This is a genomic window from Armatimonadota bacterium, assembly GCA_029907255.1.
In the GTDB taxonomy this organism is placed as follows: Bacteria; Armatimonadota; UBA5829; order DTJY01; family DTJY01; genus JAIMAU01.
The window spans coordinates 16,199-32,520 of the sequence record JARYMF010000013.1 but is presented as its reverse complement, the minus strand read 5'-3'; the positions used below and the strand labels follow the sequence as shown (position 1 = coordinate 32,520).

At 46.3% G+C, this 16,322-nt stretch carries 14 protein-coding genes; 1 reads left to right on the top strand and 13 read right to left on the bottom strand.

What is annotated here, in order from left to right:
• Positions 1–56: 56 nt before the first annotated feature.
• From QHH26_11425 to QHH26_11400, 6 genes are all read right to left on the bottom strand, one after another.
• Entirely contained in the window at positions 57–779 is a 723-nt protein-coding gene (locus QHH26_11425; protein MDH7482565.1) for a hypothetical protein, read from the bottom strand.
• A 9-nt stretch (positions 780–788) separates the two neighbouring features.
• Positions 789–1,802 carry a zinc-dependent alcohol dehydrogenase family protein gene (locus QHH26_11420; protein MDH7482564.1) on the bottom strand — a complete coding sequence of 338 codons (1,014 nt, stop codon included), beginning with the start codon at positions 1,800–1,802 and terminating at the stop codon, positions 789–791.
• A 28-nt stretch (positions 1,803–1,830) separates the two neighbouring features.
• Positions 1,831–3,888, bottom strand: a complete 2,058-nt coding sequence (locus QHH26_11415) for a hypothetical protein (GenBank protein ID MDH7482563.1) — start codon at positions 3,886–3,888, stop codon at positions 1,831–1,833.
• Between the two features lie 130 nt (positions 3,889–4,018).
• Positions 4,019–5,692 carry an arginine--tRNA ligase gene (gene argS / locus QHH26_11410; GenBank protein ID MDH7482562.1) on the bottom strand — a complete coding sequence of 558 codons (1,674 nt, stop codon included), beginning with the start codon at positions 5,690–5,692 and terminating at the stop codon, positions 4,019–4,021.
• Positions 5,693–5,740: 48 nt separating this feature from the next.
• Positions 5,741–5,950: a DUF1858 domain-containing protein gene (locus tag QHH26_11405; GenBank protein ID MDH7482561.1), complete on the bottom strand. Its 210-nt coding sequence runs from the start codon at positions 5,948–5,950 to the stop codon at positions 5,741–5,743.
• Positions 5,951–5,969: 19 nt separating this feature from the next.
• Positions 5,970–7,112 carry a DUF1385 domain-containing protein gene (locus QHH26_11400; protein ID MDH7482560.1) on the bottom strand — a complete coding sequence of 381 codons (1,143 nt, stop codon included), beginning with the start codon at positions 7,110–7,112 and terminating at the stop codon, positions 5,970–5,972.
• 85 nt (positions 7,113–7,197) lie between these two features.
• Here QHH26_11400 and rpmB point away from each other — a divergent pair, with 85 nt between their 5' ends.
• Positions 7,198–7,413, top strand: a complete 216-nt coding sequence (gene rpmB / locus QHH26_11395; GenBank protein MDH7482559.1) for a 50S ribosomal protein L28 — start codon at positions 7,198–7,200, stop codon at positions 7,411–7,413.
• A gap of 161 nt (positions 7,414–7,574) precedes the next feature.
• Here the strand turns inward: rpmB and QHH26_11390 are convergent, their stop codons facing one another.
• From QHH26_11390 to QHH26_11360, 7 genes are all read right to left on the bottom strand, one after another.
• Complete coding sequence (locus tag QHH26_11390; GenBank protein ID MDH7482558.1) at positions 7,575–8,870, bottom strand: heme ABC transporter ATP-binding protein; 1,296 nt, start codon at positions 8,868–8,870, stop codon at positions 7,575–7,577.
• An 82-nt stretch (positions 8,871–8,952) separates the two neighbouring features.
• Positions 8,953–9,513 carry a GNAT family protein gene (locus QHH26_11385; protein MDH7482557.1) on the bottom strand — a complete coding sequence of 187 codons (561 nt, stop codon included), beginning with the start codon at positions 9,511–9,513 and terminating at the stop codon, positions 8,953–8,955.
• A gap of 139 nt (positions 9,514–9,652) precedes the next feature.
• Positions 9,653–10,648 (bottom strand): tryptophan--tRNA ligase, encoded by a 996-nt coding sequence (gene trpS, locus QHH26_11380; GenBank protein MDH7482556.1) that lies wholly within the window; start codon positions 10,646–10,648, stop codon positions 9,653–9,655.
• Positions 10,649–10,954: 306 nt separating this feature from the next.
• The gene (locus QHH26_11375; protein MDH7482555.1) at positions 10,955–13,255 is read right to left on the bottom strand and encodes a glycoside hydrolase family 3 protein; all 2,301 of its coding nucleotides are present in this window, start codon (positions 13,253–13,255) and stop codon (positions 10,955–10,957) included.
• A 104-nt stretch (positions 13,256–13,359) separates the two neighbouring features.
• The gene (locus tag QHH26_11370) at positions 13,360–14,577 is read right to left on the bottom strand and encodes a uroporphyrinogen decarboxylase family protein (protein MDH7482554.1); all 1,218 of its coding nucleotides are present in this window, start codon (positions 14,575–14,577) and stop codon (positions 13,360–13,362) included.
• A gap of 16 nt (positions 14,578–14,593) precedes the next feature.
• Entirely contained in the window at positions 14,594–15,454 is an 861-nt protein-coding gene (locus QHH26_11365; GenBank protein MDH7482553.1) for a hypothetical protein, read from the bottom strand.
• An 89-nt stretch (positions 15,455–15,543) separates the two neighbouring features.
• Positions 15,544–16,320: a sugar phosphate isomerase/epimerase gene (locus QHH26_11360; protein MDH7482552.1), complete on the bottom strand. Its 777-nt coding sequence runs from the start codon at positions 16,318–16,320 to the stop codon at positions 15,544–15,546.
• Positions 16,321–16,322 lie beyond the last annotated feature (2 nt).

Below are 16,322 nucleotides of genomic sequence, written 5' to 3'. Positions count from 1 at the left end.
ATTATGCCGGGTGTGGATTAAAACACCCACAAACTGGTTATTTTAATTGCCTCTCCCTAGTCAGGGAGTCTCCAAACATCATCTGTAACTGGTTGGGGCTCAGGCTCAGGCGGCAAAATTCCGTATTTTATGAAAAGCGCTCTTGCAGCCCGGGTTGCGAATATTCCTACCATACCAGCATATAAAAGAGGTAACCCTACCAATGTGACGATGCATAGGCAAGTAAGCATGATTATAGCAAGGAATATAACAGTCGTAAAGCCCAGATTGTCGAGCATTAACAGAAATCCTCTCTTTAGAATCTTTAGCGTACCCGGATTCTGTTCGATTAACAAGGGATAATGGTAAATCATACTCATTATCCATGCCAACAAGAGATAAAAAAAGAAAACAGAAACCAATTTCAAAGGCATGGTTAGAGTCAGATAAAACCAGATATTGCCAACCAATAATACCGTGATTACTATTTCTGATGTACCAAGCTTCCACGCAGGGATTAAGAAGTGTTTAAAACCAAGAAAAAGGTCAAGTATTGAAGGGTCGTCCCTTGCGGCGATTTTCCGTGCCACCGTCAGCACACCGGCAGTTATTGGTGATAGCAATAATATGCATAACACAATAAACAACAAAACATGAACCAGCGTGGTTAGTGGAAGCTTGGCTGTTGATAATATTGCGATTACAATCCCAAACCATAGAAAGCTGCAAAATAGAACAAGCCCTAGGTAATCGTATGAATCTGCGAATGATTTCTTTAGTGTTTTTCCAATACTCGGCATATTATTTCACTAATCGGGAATAATCAATACTTTTATCGCATCGCCAGTGCGTGCTGTTTGGATTGCCATTGCGGCTTTTTCTTGTCCAAAGCGATGAGTTATAAGCGGCATAACATCCACTTGCTTAGATGCCAGGAGCTCAACTGCTCGTGAATGTGTAAACGGATTGACGAATGACCCACGAATTGTTAGCTCCTTATAATAAATCTGATATGGCGATATTTCGACCAGCCGGTCGGGACTCACCATGCCGAACTGAAGGACCGTTCCTCCACGGCGTGCCAAATCAATCGCTAGTACAGCTGTCTCGGGCATACCGGCAGCTTCAATAACTACGTCAGCGCCAACGCCCGTCACCTCGCCAACCTCTGCTGCTACATTACGCGTCCTTGGGTCAACTTGAACATCGGAACCAAACCTTGCCGCTAGGTGTCGCTTTCTCTCGTCAGGCTCACTCACAATTATGTGCTTCGCACCGGCTATTTTGGCAAGCTGAACCATTAGCAAACCGATAAACCCAGCACCCAATATAACTACATTATACCCTGGCTCAATTTTTGCTTGGTCGATGCCGTGGATGCAACATGCGAGTGGCTCAACCATTGCCGCTTCTTCTATGCTAAGGCTTGCAGGAACCTTATAGCATTGAACTGCAGGAACAGAGCAATACTCAGCAAACCCGCCATCCAAGTTCACGCCAACGGCGGTGAGGTTTTTGCACAGATGGATTTCGCCCCTTCGGCAGAAAAAGCAAGTATTGTCAACGATATTTGGGTCAATGGTCACGCGGTCGCCAGCCTTTACATTATCAACCTTACTTCCAACAGCTACAACTTCGCCGGCAAATTCATGGCCAGGCACGACCGGAAACTTGACAATATGTTCGCCACGAAGAATATGAATATCTGTGCCACATATACCACATGCGCCCACCTTAACCAAGGCGTCATAGTCACCTATCTCCGGAAGAGGACGCTCAGTAACATACAAATCATTTGGAGCGTTGAAAACCACCGCTTTCATTGCTAGCTCCTTCCTTGCCGTCAAGGTTTTACATGCCGCCTGTCATACCGGGTGGCGCCGTCTCCATTGCACGCACCCTGTGTTCCAGTTCTTGAATCGCTCCCATAATAAAATCATAGCTCATAAGAAACTCGTTTTTTTCTATTTGCTTTTTTGCCTGAGCGGCTAGCCGAACATACGCCTCAATATCAGGAACGCTAGTACGTGCTTTTTCAATTAGTTTTTCAAGTTCTTGTAACGCTCCAACAACAACCTCCAGAGGGAGAAACTGCTCAGGTGGTATGCCGTCCACGATAACTGGCTCTTCACTCAAAAGAATAGCGACTCTACCTTTAGAAGGATTTAGCGTAGTCTTTTCACCTATTAAGGTAGTCAATGTGATGGGCTGAGGAGTAGCTATGGTAATAGTTCTTGAACCTTTAGTTGACCAAATATAGAGCCCCATGCCACTGACTCCTGCTAGCACGTATCCACCATATGCCTCGCCCAAATTGAGTTTATGTCCAGCGGCGAGCGAAGGAATCCACCATACTCCGCTGTTAAATCGCTTTATGCCGATTCCCCCATAATCCTTTGGGTAGAAGGCAACACGAGGCCTGTAGCTAGCAAACTGCTTATCCGATATGCTAAGATTCCCGTATTCTGCAAGCCAGAATAGCAAATCTGCACTGCCAATTTTAGCCTCTGCGGGTATCTGAGAAAGGAAAAAGCCCTTGGACCCAAGGCTTCTTAGTGTATTGAGCTCTGCAAAAAGCTCCTCCTTCTTCTGGTAGACTGTTTCTCCAGGCGCGGCTGGGCTTATGCGAGAAAGAATCCAAATATTCCGCATTGAATTTTCTGCAAGAGAAAGCACCTCGGCCGCACGCTGATTCGTTGTGCGATTGTCAAATGGCTTGGGCACCACCAAGCCATCATAGCCTGCTGGGTCTGAGTTTTGAAACATCGGCTGAAGGGCATTTCCGGTAAAAACGACTGGGACATCCGCCACAAGCCTCTTCAAAGCATCAGCCACCGAGTTCATATACCCTCGAACCGAGGTCTCGCGAAACTCCAAGAAGTCCTGCCAGATAGTAGACCTCGTGGGATCAACCTTGTACCTCTTGTTGGTAGAAGGATCGTATACCTCACCTACACCCCTGCCCTGCCTCCAAAGAGGAATAAGGCGAGCCGCTTCCGTGTAGGTTTTAATTACATAATCCGTCAATGCCCATTGCGTACTGAGAGTCTGCGTGTTGTTATATTTGCGGGAGAGCCAGGAAGAATACTCGATTCTAAAGCTGGGTGATGCTGGAAACATACTCTCAGTATCGCCAACAGGTGCCAGCCGCTCGGTGAATGGATCAACAAAGAAGCGAAGACCTGGTCCAAATTTCAGCTGCGAAAGATATGCCACTAAATGGTCCCGGTGCTTGTCATACGAAGCCCAAAGGTCAGGCAATCCCCATTCAGGGGAGCTTTGCCGAATCTTTCTCAGCGGATAGATGAGAAGCACTTGAGTAACAGCCGGCATCTCTTCTACGGAAATTCGCACTTCGTCTACCGCGACAGTTGCCTGACCTTGACGGTTTACTTCTCCAGTGATGGCATTGCAAAGTACGTAAAACGCCATCTGAGTGTCAGGGATGCTCTTGATAACCTCGCCCCTTGCTTGTATGCCATCCTCACGATATTTTGTAGGCGCAATCACCCAACCCACAAGCGAAGAATATGGCGAATCGTTGAGTTCAATTCCATAATGCATTCCATTAGTCTCAAGAAGATCTATAATCCTTTGGAATGCTGAAGGTGGAATTGAATTCAATGCTTTTTCAGGTTTGATGATTACGTCTGAGATACCAGCAAGCTTGAGCGCACCAATCTCCGCCTCATCGGCCGCCAGGTTTTCTTCAGTTTGCGCATCGGTGAGGTATTTTGGCGTAAATTCAACGCCAAAAGGAATATAAGAGTTACCATCCCACACTAATGTATGGGTGTCATTCACATACCATTGATGCTTACCGCCATCACGGTCTGTAAACGTGCCTCCCCATGCTGAAATTCCAAGAAAAAGAAAGATTAAAATTCCGTAAAATGCTTTGGAATGCATTATGTTGCTCCCAAAATTGGTATCCTCTTTGTATACGACTTCCACTCAAACAGTGTTCCTCTGCGTGTTCGATACTTAGGTGTCTGCAAGCCGTCTAACAATGCTCCAAAGCAAAACACCGAAAATCCCGCTACATTCTTTCTGGAGCGGAGACCCCCATCAAACCCAAAACGTTTGCTAAAACAACCCTGGTTGCATCCACTAGAACTAGTCGCGCAGCTGTTAGAGCGTTATCATCGCTTACTACTCGGCAGTCTGTGTAAAAACTGTGAAAGATTGCAGCTAAATCTTGTGCATACCTAGTCAACCTATGAGGTTCGCGCAATTGCCCTGCTTGAAGCACTAAATCGGGAAATTCGGCTAGCTTCTTCATCAAATCAACTTCGGATTCATGAGTAAGCAGCGACAAATCAGCTTTATCAGCGGCAGGAACCTCGATATTGTTTTCCTTTGCTAAGCGAAGGATGCTCATAATTCGCGCGTGGGCATATTGTACATAGTAAACCGGGTTTTCCGCGGATTGTTCCTTCGCTAGTTTGAGGTCGAAATCCAGTGTGCTATCAGCGCTTCTCATAAGGAAAAAGAACCTGCTTGCGTCTTTCCCAACGTCATCAAGAAGCTCTGAAAGGAGCACAACGTCACCCGCCCGTTTTGACATCATAACCATTTCGCCTCCTGAAAAGAGGCGTACCGCCTGGTAGATGATAATCTCAACTTTATCCGGATCGTATCCCAAAGCCGCAATTGCCGCTTTTGTTCGTGTTACATAGCCGTGATGGTCTGGACCCCACACGTCAATGATGTGTTGGAACCCTCGCTCAAATTTATCCGCATGGTAAGCTGCATCTGAAGCAATATATGTAGGCTGGCCATTACTTCGGACTAACGTTCGGTCCTTATCGTCACCGAAGGCAGTTGACTTCAACCAGATTGCACCAGCTTTTTTGTAGGCATAACCTTTTTCGAGAAGCTTCTCAACTGCTCTCATGACTTTGCTACTCTCATGAAGTGTACGCTCAGAGAACCAGACATCGAACTTTATGCCAAATCTCTCTAAATCCGCCTTTTGGATGCTGAGCATTTCCTGCTCAGCCAAGTCGGTAAGAACTTTGATTCTTTCATCTTCGGGCAAAGAGAGAAACTTGTCACCGTGTTTTTTAACTATATCTTTGGCAATATCTATAACATATTCCCCATGATATCCGTCTTCCGGCATTGGCCAATCATACCCTAACACTTGCATATATCTAGCATGTACCGACTTACCGAAATTTTGCATCTGCGTACTGGTTGGCGCATCATTAATATACGACTCGCGGGTTACATCGTAACCAAGAGCCTCTAGCAAATTTGCAATTACATCACCGATTGTCCCGCCCCTTGCATGTGCCACCGTGATAGGCCCATTCGGATTTGCACTCACATACTCTACTTGTACTTTCTCTCCCTGCCCGATGTTGGCTCTGCCATATGAATCGCCCTCAGCACTAACTCGGCGCAGGACATCGTAAAGCCATACCGGACTTAGATAGAAATTGATATAACCTGCCCCTGCAACCTCAACCTTCTCAATCAAACCATTGAGGTCGCCAATACGCCCAACAATGCGTGCTGCTACCTCACGTGGGCTAAGGCCTACCTCGCTCGCCAAAACCATTGCAATATTTGTCGTGAAATCACCGAATGCTTTGTTTTTAGGAGGTTCTAAAGTTATGTCAGGGAGTTTTTCAAACGCTAGCTCGCCTGCCTTTTTTGCTTCTTGAAGTGCTTTTTCTATAGCTTGCGCAAGTTTATTCTTTACCATTGCTCCATTCCACTTCGATAATCTAAGTATTTTGTGACATTATAGTCATTATTCACACAAGCATGCATTCAGTTTGTCGAGAATTTCCTGCACATCCATATTGTGCATAAGCGCACCTTGCTCGATAGTTTCAGCTTCGGCTGCCATACACGCAAAACAGCCCATGCCATGCGCATTTAATATTTCCACTGCCCGCGGACATATCTCAAGCACCTCAGCTATTGTCATATCCTTCGTTATTTTGCCTTTTTTAACCATCAGGAATCCTCCGTTCAAATTAAAATACCCCTGGGAGAATCTCGTGCAGCAATGGGTCTAATGTTGTTACCGCTGCAACGCCGAGCATTACCTGGGGCATACCAGTATTCCAAATCCTTCTCCATCCCGTCACATAATAGCCCGGATTGCTGCGATATCGTTCCAACAATTCTTTCCCTGCTCGAATCCCGCTTGCTAGTTGCTTTTCGGTTGGCGGTTTTGTGGTCACGTAATATTGAAAATAACTACCTATCACCTTCCACGATGTCACCAATATTAAAACTGCAATAATAGTTGCTACCTCTATGGAAAATAGCTTCCCAAGTATCAAGAACAAGGTGGCCGCAGCTACTATGTTCGTTCCACACCTAGGATGCACCCTCGGCTGTGCCTGCACATGTTCAGGGGTCAAAGCTTCCCCATTTTCGATGGCATGAACAACCTGATGCTCGGCAGCGTGATAACCAGACAGCGGAGCCAGCCTTAGTAATATTAGAAACACGGGCGCAAAAGACCCTATTACTATGCTTTTTAGCATTGCCATTAAAGGCGTCGTCTGAGGTACTGGTGAGACAAGTACTGACCAAAACGGCAACCCTGAGGTTTTTTCCAATAGCCATGCTAAAACGGATACTATCCCAATGGCTAAATAATTTAGAAGCATAAGCGAGACTCCTGACAAGAAGAGTCCAATGTCCCCCGCTCCAGCTCTAACATGGCCAGTCGTTAGATACACGCCCAAAGGTGTAGCCATTCCCGCCACCGTTGGTGGTCGGATTGAAAGCGAAAGCGCACTTGCCACATCTGATGCGGTGATTACACCAAGATATATGCCATGCTCATCCAAAATGGGAAGTGCGTCCACGCCGTGTTCCCTCATCACCTCAGAAGCTTGACCAATGCTCATGTATCTGTTCGCGCATATGACCTTCTGAGACATTATTCTTGAGACCGGATGCTCAGCAGTTTCCTTTGCATTACCCTCGCTAAGGACCTCTAACAGCTTAGAAATCGACAACACTCCCACTATTAGACCATTGCTAACAACCGGCAACATAGAAAGCCCTGAGGTGCGCAAAAGTTCGGCTGCCCGGCCGATTGTGTCGCCCGGAGAAAGCGGCTTAATCCTTCGAATAATGCTTAAAATTGGCGCGTCACGCATGATACAATGGGTCTTGCCAAACCTTACTTGGTTGTGTTATTATGTCAGAGTGTTTTCCGGCAAAGTACTAGGAGGTTTCACACCCATGTCGAAAGTTTGCGAAATCTGCGGAAAAGGTCCGCAGTTCGGACAAAATATCCGCCATAAACACTCTGGATCGTGGGCTCTTCGCGCTCCGAAGACAAAGCGCAGATGGCTCCCAAATCTGCAATCTGCAAAAGTTATGGTCAACGGTGCGCCGAAGACCATCCGAGTTTGCACAAAATGCCTAAAAGCTGGCAAAGTGCAGAGAGCCGTCTAACCGATTTGCAATATGCTTTGGCCGCAAACGCGAAGCGCATGAATCCAAAGGCGAAAAGCTTAACACTAATGGCACGAACACACAGCAAAACCACCGTTCGTGCCATTTTCCTTGCTAGCTTGAGCCCCATCCATCCAAGTTACACCGGATGCGACAGCATATTATACTACACAGTTCCTTGTTTTAGCAATCCAAGCGGCAAGCTCATCAGCTGAATTTAGAACCGAAGCTCCGTTCTCGATAAGTTTTCCAAACATCTCCGCCGCTCTGCCATTAGAGAAATCACGTTCAGAAAAGCCTTCTAATCGCCCAATCACCGCAACAGGTTTCCCAGCCTCAAGAGCTTGCAATGCACACTGTAAGTTTGCCAAATTTCCAGTGCCAAATGGAGCTTCCGCAACAACCACTGCGTCGGAACGCAAAATGAAGTCAATATTCGCACTTTTCGCTTTCTCCGAAATCGGTGAGAAAGGCGACTCCTCGACATATTCGATTCCCAACGTTTCTGCTGCCTCTTGATCGGTATCGCCAATGTTGACAACCCCAGCTGTAACCTCACAACCCATCTCAAGAAGATTAGCGAATATCGTGGCGCCGCTACCACCACCGCAAATTACATGAACTTTGTACCCTTGTAATCCAACTGCTTCGGCAGCAAGTTTAGATGCGATCCCTCTGCTGCTAATCGAAAGCACATATGGACGCCCTGACGTTGGATGCCTGCGCACCCAAACAGGGGTCCCATATACCTTCTGAACGTTCGATGCCGTAATAACCTCCTCGGGCGTGCCGTCAACATACAGCTTTCCAGCACTCAACATCAGCAACCGATTGCAAAACTCCGCAGCTAAGTTGAGATCATGCAAAACAACAATAATTGTCTTTCCATACTCGACATTCTCACGTTTGAGCAGATGAAGTATCTCAACTTGGTAGTTAATATCGAGATGAGCGGTTGGTTCGTCAAGAAATAGAATATCGGTGTTTTGAGCAAGCGCTCGGGCTATCATAACTCTTTGTCGTTCGCCGCCGCTTAACTCTTCTATTCTGCGATTGGCTAGACGGAGTAGATTCGTGCGTTTTAGCGCCTCTCTTGCAATTTCAAGATCGTCGCGGTCTTCGAATTCAAGCCTTCCGAGATACGGGGCACGGCCCATAAGAACAATTTCAAGCACTGTAAAGTCAAAGGTTACCAAAATTTCTTGGGGAACAACAGCAATACGCAAAGCTAAAGAACGGCTTGGAATCTGTGATACCTCTTTGCCTTCGAACTTAACTGACCCAGCGGCCGGCGGAAGAATCCCGGTCATCGCTCGAAGAAGAGTAGACTTTCCAGAGCCGTTTGGCCCTATGATTCCCAGGAATTCCCCTTTGTTTACTTTAAAGGAAATGTCATCTAGAACCGGAACTGAATTATAGGAGATTCTTAGCCTGTCAAGCTCAAAAAGGCTCTGCATCCCGCGGGTACTCATACTAAAAAGATTGCAATCATTATACCAAAAACCTAGATAGTATTGGGGAACTTTGTGAGTCTAAAAGTTATGCAGCTTTAAGTTGCTGATTTTGCAACATTGCCGAAGCAAAGCTTTCCTTAGTAGCTACCATGCTTATCTCTTCGGTATTCGAATCAATGGGCTTACTTTCAACCTGTCGAAATCCGCATTTCTCATAACATCGCATGGCACGCTTATTAAACGCAAATACCCGAAGTGCCACACTTTCAAGACCAAGCTCGGAAAATGCATAATTTAAAAGCGTCTTTATAACATCGCTGCCATAACCACGATTCCAATACGACTTGTCGCCGATGAGGATTGTAAGCTTTGCAGACTTCTTTGATTTGTCAATATTGTGGAGATCTACATCACCAATATGCCTGCCATAAATAGTATCAATGGCAAACACAAGCGCAGAAGGGTCTGATTCAAGGATGCTGCGCCACCGCTGGGCATCTGCAAGATATAACTGTCGGCTAGGTTCGCACCCCATTAGCAATTTATATGTTTCGGGGTCGTTTAGCCACTTGACGCGCCTTTCCAAATCATCATCGCGGAGTGGCCGAAGTTTGGCTTTCTTCCCGACAAGAGTAGGACCAACCATTGGAATGCCTTCCTCACCGCAACTGAAAATGTTTTTGCAATTTTATTATTTCACAAGAAATTGAACCAAAAACCCAGTTTGAAAACTTTGGACTAGAAAGCCCTGAATTTCTGGTACTTCATAGACAGCTACAAAAGCATTACTTAATCTCAAAGTAATCCAAGCACATTGCTTCACGAACTTCAGCCATAGTTTTGGCACCTTCCTCACGGGCACGCTTGGTTCCAGTAATTAGGATATCGTCAATTAGCTTTGGATTTGCTTCATACTTTGCTCGGCGCTCGCGCATTGGGTCGAGAAGTGCATTTATTGCTTTTGCAAGGCGCTTTTTGCACTCCACACAACCAATCCCTGCTGTTTCGCACTCTTTCTTGAGCTCCTTTATAAATCCAGGGTTGAAGACTTTGTGATATGCAAATACTGTGCATACGTTTGGATGTCCAGGGTCGCTTCTGCGCATTCTAGCAGGGTCTGTGACCGCCATGTTGACCTTTTTCTCTACTTCCTCTGGGCTATCCGAAAGATAAATACAATTCCCCAAGCTCTTACTCATCTTCGCATTGCCATCAAGCCCAACAAGCCGTCCAACCTCACCTACAAGCGCCTCAGGCTCGACAAGCACTGGTTTGTAAAGCTCATTAAACCTACGAACTATTTTGCGTGCAAATTCGATATGAGGAACTTGGTCTGCGCCCACTGGAACAAGATTTGCCTTGCAGAATGTGATATCCGCCGCCTGACTCACCGGATAGCCTAAGAAGCCATAGGTCATATCCTTATAGCCGTATTGCTTTGCTTCTGTCTTGATAGTTGGATTATGTCGAAGAACATTTACAGTAACAAACATTGAGTAGAATATAGTAAGCTCTGCAATCTCCGGCACCAGTGACTGAACAAAAATTGTTGTTTTCTCTGGATCAATGCCAGCCGCCAGGTAATCCTGAGTAACTTGGCGCACATCGGCCGGAAGTTTCTCTGGATGCTCAAAGTTCGTGGTCAGCGCTTGCACATCAGCGATAATAATAAATGTTTCATACTCATCTTGAAGCTTGACTCGATTGGCTAGCGAACCCACGTAATGTCCAAGGTGTAATGGTCCTGTGGGTCGGTCGCCTGTAAGTATTCTTCCTTTCATAAAAACCTCCAGAATTCGAGACTCCGCAAGTTATTTCGCCACACTCAAAAAGGCCGGAAAGCTTCTTATCTCGCTTCCGGCCCTTTTTTACATTGCAAAACAGCCGTGAGCGAGCCCAAGCAGCTTGCCCACGGCCGTAAACTTAGACTGCATTTCTTCAGTCCAGCTTGGCAAATGGACAAGCTGCATGCGTCCATCGCCAAGCCCATATTACATACTTTTCAAATTCCTTTCGCATCCTTAGTTTTTATTTACCATAGACTAGTTAAAATCGTCAAGGATTGTTGATTTACTATTTCTTGCGACCTAGTAGCTTAATCCATGGCCAAAAGGATATAAACCTGGAATGGTAACAGGAAGCACACCACTTGGATTGACATCGCCGAAGATCACATCAGCAGCCGCCTGGAAACCGCAATTTCTGTAGTTATATGCTGCAACATAAGCTTTCACACCGGGGAAACTTGCCAACTCATAAGGTTCTCGAAGCCCCACCACGACAACTGGTTTTCCCATTGATACAAGTTGGTTTACCAGCGTCGCCTGGCCTGAATTGGAAGAAAGCTGAGCCCTTGAGGTACCGACTATTACCACATTTGCGGACACTGCAGCATTCTTAACATTGTTCCGCTCCGATGAAGTTGGATTCGCTGATATCGGAATTGATTGGATATTTGAATGTTTTTGACTCATTATCGCAGCGAATCGAGTGGCGGCATCGGTCGTTGTCTCTGACGACTGCACAGTTACAAGAAGTATTTTCTGGGAGGGTGAAAGATTCAAAGGGAGATAGCCATCTAAATTCTGAACTAAAGTGACTCCCGCTCTTGCCGCAATTAATTCAGCATTTCTGTGGTCGGGATTGCCCACAATATCATCAGCCATGCTTGCGTCAACATAAGGATTGTCGAAAACGCCGGACCGATACTTCAAACGAAGAATCCTGGTAACCGCTTGGTCAATCCGAGATAATGAAATCTGTCCATTTAGCACTGCTGATTTGATGGCGTTGAAAGCCGCATCTAGATCTGGTGGAAGAGACAGCATATCCACGCCTGCTTGAACTGCCATTACCGCTGCTTGCTCGACCGTATAATTAGAGGTAATTCCTGCCATACCCATTGAGTCAGTCATAACCACACCATCAAACCCAATGTTAGTGCGGAGGTAACCTTCAATCACTTGAGGCGACAAGGTAGCAGGATGATTAGGGTCTAAGCAAGTAACAACTATATGTGCAGTCATTATGGCATCAAGGCCCCTGTTTACCAAATCTCTAAAAGGTTTTCCATGTATGGTGTCCAGAGTCTCGAAATCATAAGTTACAATCGGCAGGCCGGTATGCGAATCAACGGCGGTGTCGCCATGCCCTGGAAAATGCTTTCCTGTCGCAAGCACTCCCTGGCTATGTAATCCTTCCATATAAGCTATTCCGAGGTCCGAAACCAATTGCGCCTGTTCGCCAAATGAGCGAACCCCAATTACAGGATTCAGCGGGTTATTGTTCACATCCAAAACTGGCGCTAGATCCATATTCGCCCCAATGGCTTTTATCTCTGCTCCGAAGACACTGCCAGTCAAAAACGACATTTGGGCAGAACGAGATGCCCCAAGAGCCATGTTGCCCGGAAATTCAGCGCCGCCGGTTATTCTTGTAACCCTGCCGCCTTCTTGGTCAAGTGAAAGAAGCAGAGGGATGCCTCGACCATCTGGTCCAATGGCACATTCTTGCAAGTCATTGCTGAGCGTAGCAGCCTGAACTGGGTCATTTAGGTTGCCATTATATTGAAAATAAACTACCCCGCCAATGTGCTTACTCTGAATTATCTGGCGTTCCGACTCGTCTAACGTTGGGCCATCTATTCGAATTTGAAATAGTTGGCCAATTTTTTCGTCCAACGTCATGAGCGCAAGTCTAGCAGCCGAGCGTGTCTCATGGCACACAATGTCGCTTTGCCTACGAACCTTAACGGCACGAATCATCATGCCGTCTTCCTTTTCAGCAGTGACGACTCCTGTAACCCTAACAAACTTCCAATCCTTGTCAACATTAACACCATCAGAAGCAATAATCTTGACTTCGGTGCCGGGTGAGTCACTAATTTTAAACCAACGCGCAGGGTTATTGTAATCATATGCTGTGACCGTCCCCCAAATTGTTACCAGCAAGCCGATATTATTTAAATTGGCATCGCCAGCTATACCTTGCTGAAGACCGCAATCTCCTCCAGTCACTGCTCTTGCATTCATTCCAACGGGTTTAACTACATACGCACCCCCTGAGCGCTGTGGATATTCTGGGTAGGCAAAAATATACCGCTCTCCCGTCAAGGGGTCTGTCTCAATTGTACCTGATACATCAATCAGCTCATTCTCGGAGAATATCTTGTCCGTATTTATTCTAATTCCCTGACTTCTATCAATAGCTTCGGCATATATACATCCCGGGAAGCTAGCGGTTACAGCAATGTTGGAGAACGAAACTTTGCTGCCGTCGGGAAGACTACTCTTTGCCTCCAAAAGCGTAATCTCAGCCAAGCAGATTGAATGAAGAATAAACAAAGCAATTATGCAATACAGAAGGGAAAGCGCCTGATAGGATTTCATGCTTTACCTTTACAATTTTTATTGAGGCAATTCGCTTGGGGTTAATTCTATTATACACAAAACTGCCAAAATGTCAAGCACTGGCAAAATTATGGCTTGCCTGATTAATCTATACTTCCTATTGGATACTCCCCATACCGCCAAGCGGCGTCATAGCAAGCCACGACGTTCTGCGGCGGTACGTTTGCCTGGACGTTGTGGATTTGTGTAAAGACAAAACCGCCTCCTGGCGCGAATATCTCAATGCGCTCTTTCACGTGTCGTTCGATTTCTTCTGGAGTGGCGTTTGGAAGAACTGACTGCGTATCGCATCCTCCACCCCAAAACGTAAGCTTATCTCCAAATTCCTTTTTTAGCCTGCGAGGATCCATCCCTGCTGCCGAAGTCTGAACCGGGTTTAGCACTTCAACACCTTCTTCAACCAAGTCACCCATAATCTCCCAGCATGAACCGCATGCATGCAAGAAAACGTGAACATCTGAATGCTCTCGAACATACCAATATTGCTTAGCATGCCTTGGCTTGACCACTCGACGGTAGAGGTCAGGCGAAAGCATTGTAGCAATTTGTGTCCCAAGATCGTCGCCCATTTGAATCAGCTGGATGTAACCGCCAAGCATTTCTAGGTAGATTTGCAAATTTTCCATGTAAACCTCAACCATCTTATCCAGTGCGTACTCAACAAGCGCAGTATTTAAAGCAATTTCAGTCATGAACCGCTCCCATCCGAAAGCGTTCTGTCCTCCTTCCAAGATATTGCCGCCAAATCCAAGCATAATCGCATAGTCTGTGTTTTCATAGAGCCATTTTGCACGCTCTTGCATCCTGAGAAGGTCTTTCGGCTCGACAGGTTTCATTTCAAATAGTCGGTCTACATCGGCAAATGTATGTGCGTCTGCCAGTGGATTGAAGCATGGCTCGAAATAAAGGCATCCGTCGGGCATTCGCATCTGTACTCGGCCAAGGGAGTCCTTAACAACCAGGCAATCTCCTTCGCGAATAGGATTAAAATCAACAGGCACTTTTGCAGGCGAACCATCAGGCAGCGTCCAATCCTTCCACTCTTCTTCAAAACGACCCAGGGTATTGTTTAGGTCAATCACATCAACATGGAACCGCTCAAGTATTGGAGGCTCGGGAAGAGCTAACTGTTGCATGGTATCATAGACTCGCGTTTCACCACCTGTAATTCCCAGGTATGCTTTAAGCTTGTTGTATGCTATTGCCATTATGCCTGTCGATCGCATGCCTCCAAAATCAATTGGCACGCGGTCAGGTTCTTTATGGGCTAATGTGGTTAGAACTCTTTCTCGCGAAGTCATGCTGTTTCTTCCTTTCTCAGCGCGGTAAACCAGATGAAGGCATGGTTGCAACACGTATATTCTTCGGACATTCGGTTGGGAACAAATCATCCGAAAGCAGAGAATTAGCGATAAAACCTAGGAATTGATACGTTCTCCGGTTTTCCGATGCACCCGTACTTACTCCATCTGCAATCTCTTTGATCTCAGTTCGACGAAGCAGTAGGTCCGACTTCCCAATGTAGAAGCGGCGGACCTCCGCTGGTAAAGTTCGCGTGCCAGCAACCTTTGAGGGTAGCTTTGCCTCCAGAAGGTAAACATCGGCGCTACCAACCTTAGTTTCCCTTAACAATTGCAAAGAAGAATACTCCCTACCATCCCCAGGTACAAGGTCAAGATACCTAGCTAATAAGTGCGAAGGAATCTTGTTTCTCGCTCCTGGGCGCGAACGAAAACATATCTCTTGTTCAGGCACATAGAAAAGATGAACACTGCCGTTTATAACTTCCGTGAGCGGTGAATCTCCATCGCGCTTGTACAATAGCTTATCTGGCTTGACATACCTAAGTTCCACACTAGCAGTACCGGTTTTTTCTTTTATCCCTTCGACTGCACCACTGGGTTCGATGGGCTGGGCCCCGAAATGGTGCTCGCTTTGACGCCAGGATACAGCAGCGCTGCTGAAAGAATCATAAAACTCAAGCGTACGGTCGAACAATTCCTGAGCCGTTGGGCGCCTAACAAATGGCTTAAACTTCGCTGTTCCAAGTGAGAATTCGTTAACTGGCTTTATCGGCGCTTTAGGAAACCTAGGCTTGCCACAACCTGCAAAAATCAGCACACCTGATGCTAGAAGGCACCAGAATATAACCCAAATCCATTTACGGCTATTTGTCATAATCAATCTCCTTTTCCCTAGGCCCCTCAACTTCCTTCCTTAATCCACGTAGATTATCTGTCATCAGCACGACTTGTCGCCGACACCTCTTAGAGCACAAACTGTTCCAAATAGCGCTTGGAGAATAGCAAACCAGGATATTTGAGGTCAGTCAGCCACCTGCCTGAATGTTGCTCGATATTCACATCGCCTTGATAATTGTGGTAATAGAGAATTGCAAAAATTGCGCCCCAATTTGTCTGGTCCATACCTGGATTGGGGTCAGGGAAACGCTTTCCGCCTATAATTAGTGAGCCCTTCGCATGAACATGGTATACCCTGTTGCCCCAATCTCGCAGCTCCGCCAAATAGTCACGATTGTCGCCAATTGCATGCGATGGATCATATTTAATCCCTAGGTCGGGCAGCGCCGGCATAATGATTTCCCATGAGTCAGGCGCGACTGCGAAATTGCCCCAATGGCAATTGTAAAGTGCTACCCTAACGCCCTTGCTTTTGCCATACTCAATCAACTCGCCCAGAAAGTCAATGGCACGCTTGCAATTCTCCTGAAGCGAGCGATTTTCTTCATGTCCCCCGCCAGTCACAAAAAGAGGCGAACCAATTTCAGAACAAAAGTCAATGCAGGTCTTGGCGTCTGCAAGATGTTTAGCGCGCTCAGTCGGATCATCAGCGATATAATTCCGACCGAACAGTCCAATCATGTTAAACTCTACTCCATACTTCTTCACATAGCCCTTCAACTCGCTTGCCTTTTTTGTAAATTCAACATCTACATTGCCATTGTATTCGACGCATTTGAATTCGTTTTCGGCTGCAAATTTAAAATCCTGCTCGCTTAAATCACAAATAAACCCTATACGCATTG

What these genes read in the sequence shown, in the direction of transcription:
- QHH26_11425 (MDH7482565.1), bottom strand. Translation starts at nt 779, where the DNA reads ATGCCGAGTATTGGAAAAACACTAAAGAAATCATTCGCAGATTCATAC.
- QHH26_11420 (MDH7482564.1), bottom strand. Translation starts at nt 1,802, where the DNA reads ATGAAAGCGGTGGTTTTCAACGCTCCAAATGATTTGTATGTTACTGAG.
- QHH26_11415 (MDH7482563.1), bottom strand. Translation starts at nt 3,888, where the DNA reads ATGCATTCCAAAGCATTTTACGGAATTTTAATCTTTCTTTTTCTTGGA.
- argS (MDH7482562.1), bottom strand. Translation starts at nt 5,692, where the DNA reads ATGGTAAAGAATAAACTTGCGCAAGCTATAGAAAAAGCACTTCAAGAA.
- QHH26_11405 (MDH7482561.1), bottom strand. Translation starts at nt 5,950, where the DNA reads ATGGTTAAAAAAGGCAAAATAACGAAGGATATGACAATAGCTGAGGTG.
- QHH26_11400 (MDH7482560.1), bottom strand. Translation starts at nt 7,112, where the DNA reads ATGCGTGACGCGCCAATTTTAAGCATTATTCGAAGGATTAAGCCGCTT.
- rpmB (MDH7482559.1), top strand. Translation starts at nt 7,198, where the DNA reads ATGTCGAAAGTTTGCGAAATCTGCGGAAAAGGTCCGCAGTTCGGACAA.
- QHH26_11390 (MDH7482558.1), bottom strand. Translation starts at nt 8,870, where the DNA reads ATGCAGAGCCTTTTTGAGCTTGACAGGCTAAGAATCTCCTATAATTCA.
- QHH26_11385 (MDH7482557.1), bottom strand. Translation starts at nt 9,513, where the DNA reads ATGGTTGGTCCTACTCTTGTCGGGAAGAAAGCCAAACTTCGGCCACTC.
- trpS (MDH7482556.1), bottom strand. Translation starts at nt 10,648, where the DNA reads ATGAAAGGAAGAATACTTACAGGCGACCGACCCACAGGACCATTACAC.
- QHH26_11375 (MDH7482555.1), bottom strand. Translation starts at nt 13,255, where the DNA reads ATGAAATCCTATCAGGCGCTTTCCCTTCTGTATTGCATAATTGCTTTG.
- QHH26_11370 (MDH7482554.1), bottom strand. Translation starts at nt 14,577, where the DNA reads ATGACTTCGCGAGAAAGAGTTCTAACCACATTAGCCCATAAAGAACCT.
- QHH26_11365 (MDH7482553.1), bottom strand. Translation starts at nt 15,454, where the DNA reads ATGACAAATAGCCGTAAATGGATTTGGGTTATATTCTGGTGCCTTCTA.
- QHH26_11360 (MDH7482552.1), bottom strand. Translation starts at nt 16,320, where the DNA reads ATGCGTATAGGGTTTATTTGTGATTTAAGCGAGCAGGATTTTAAATTT.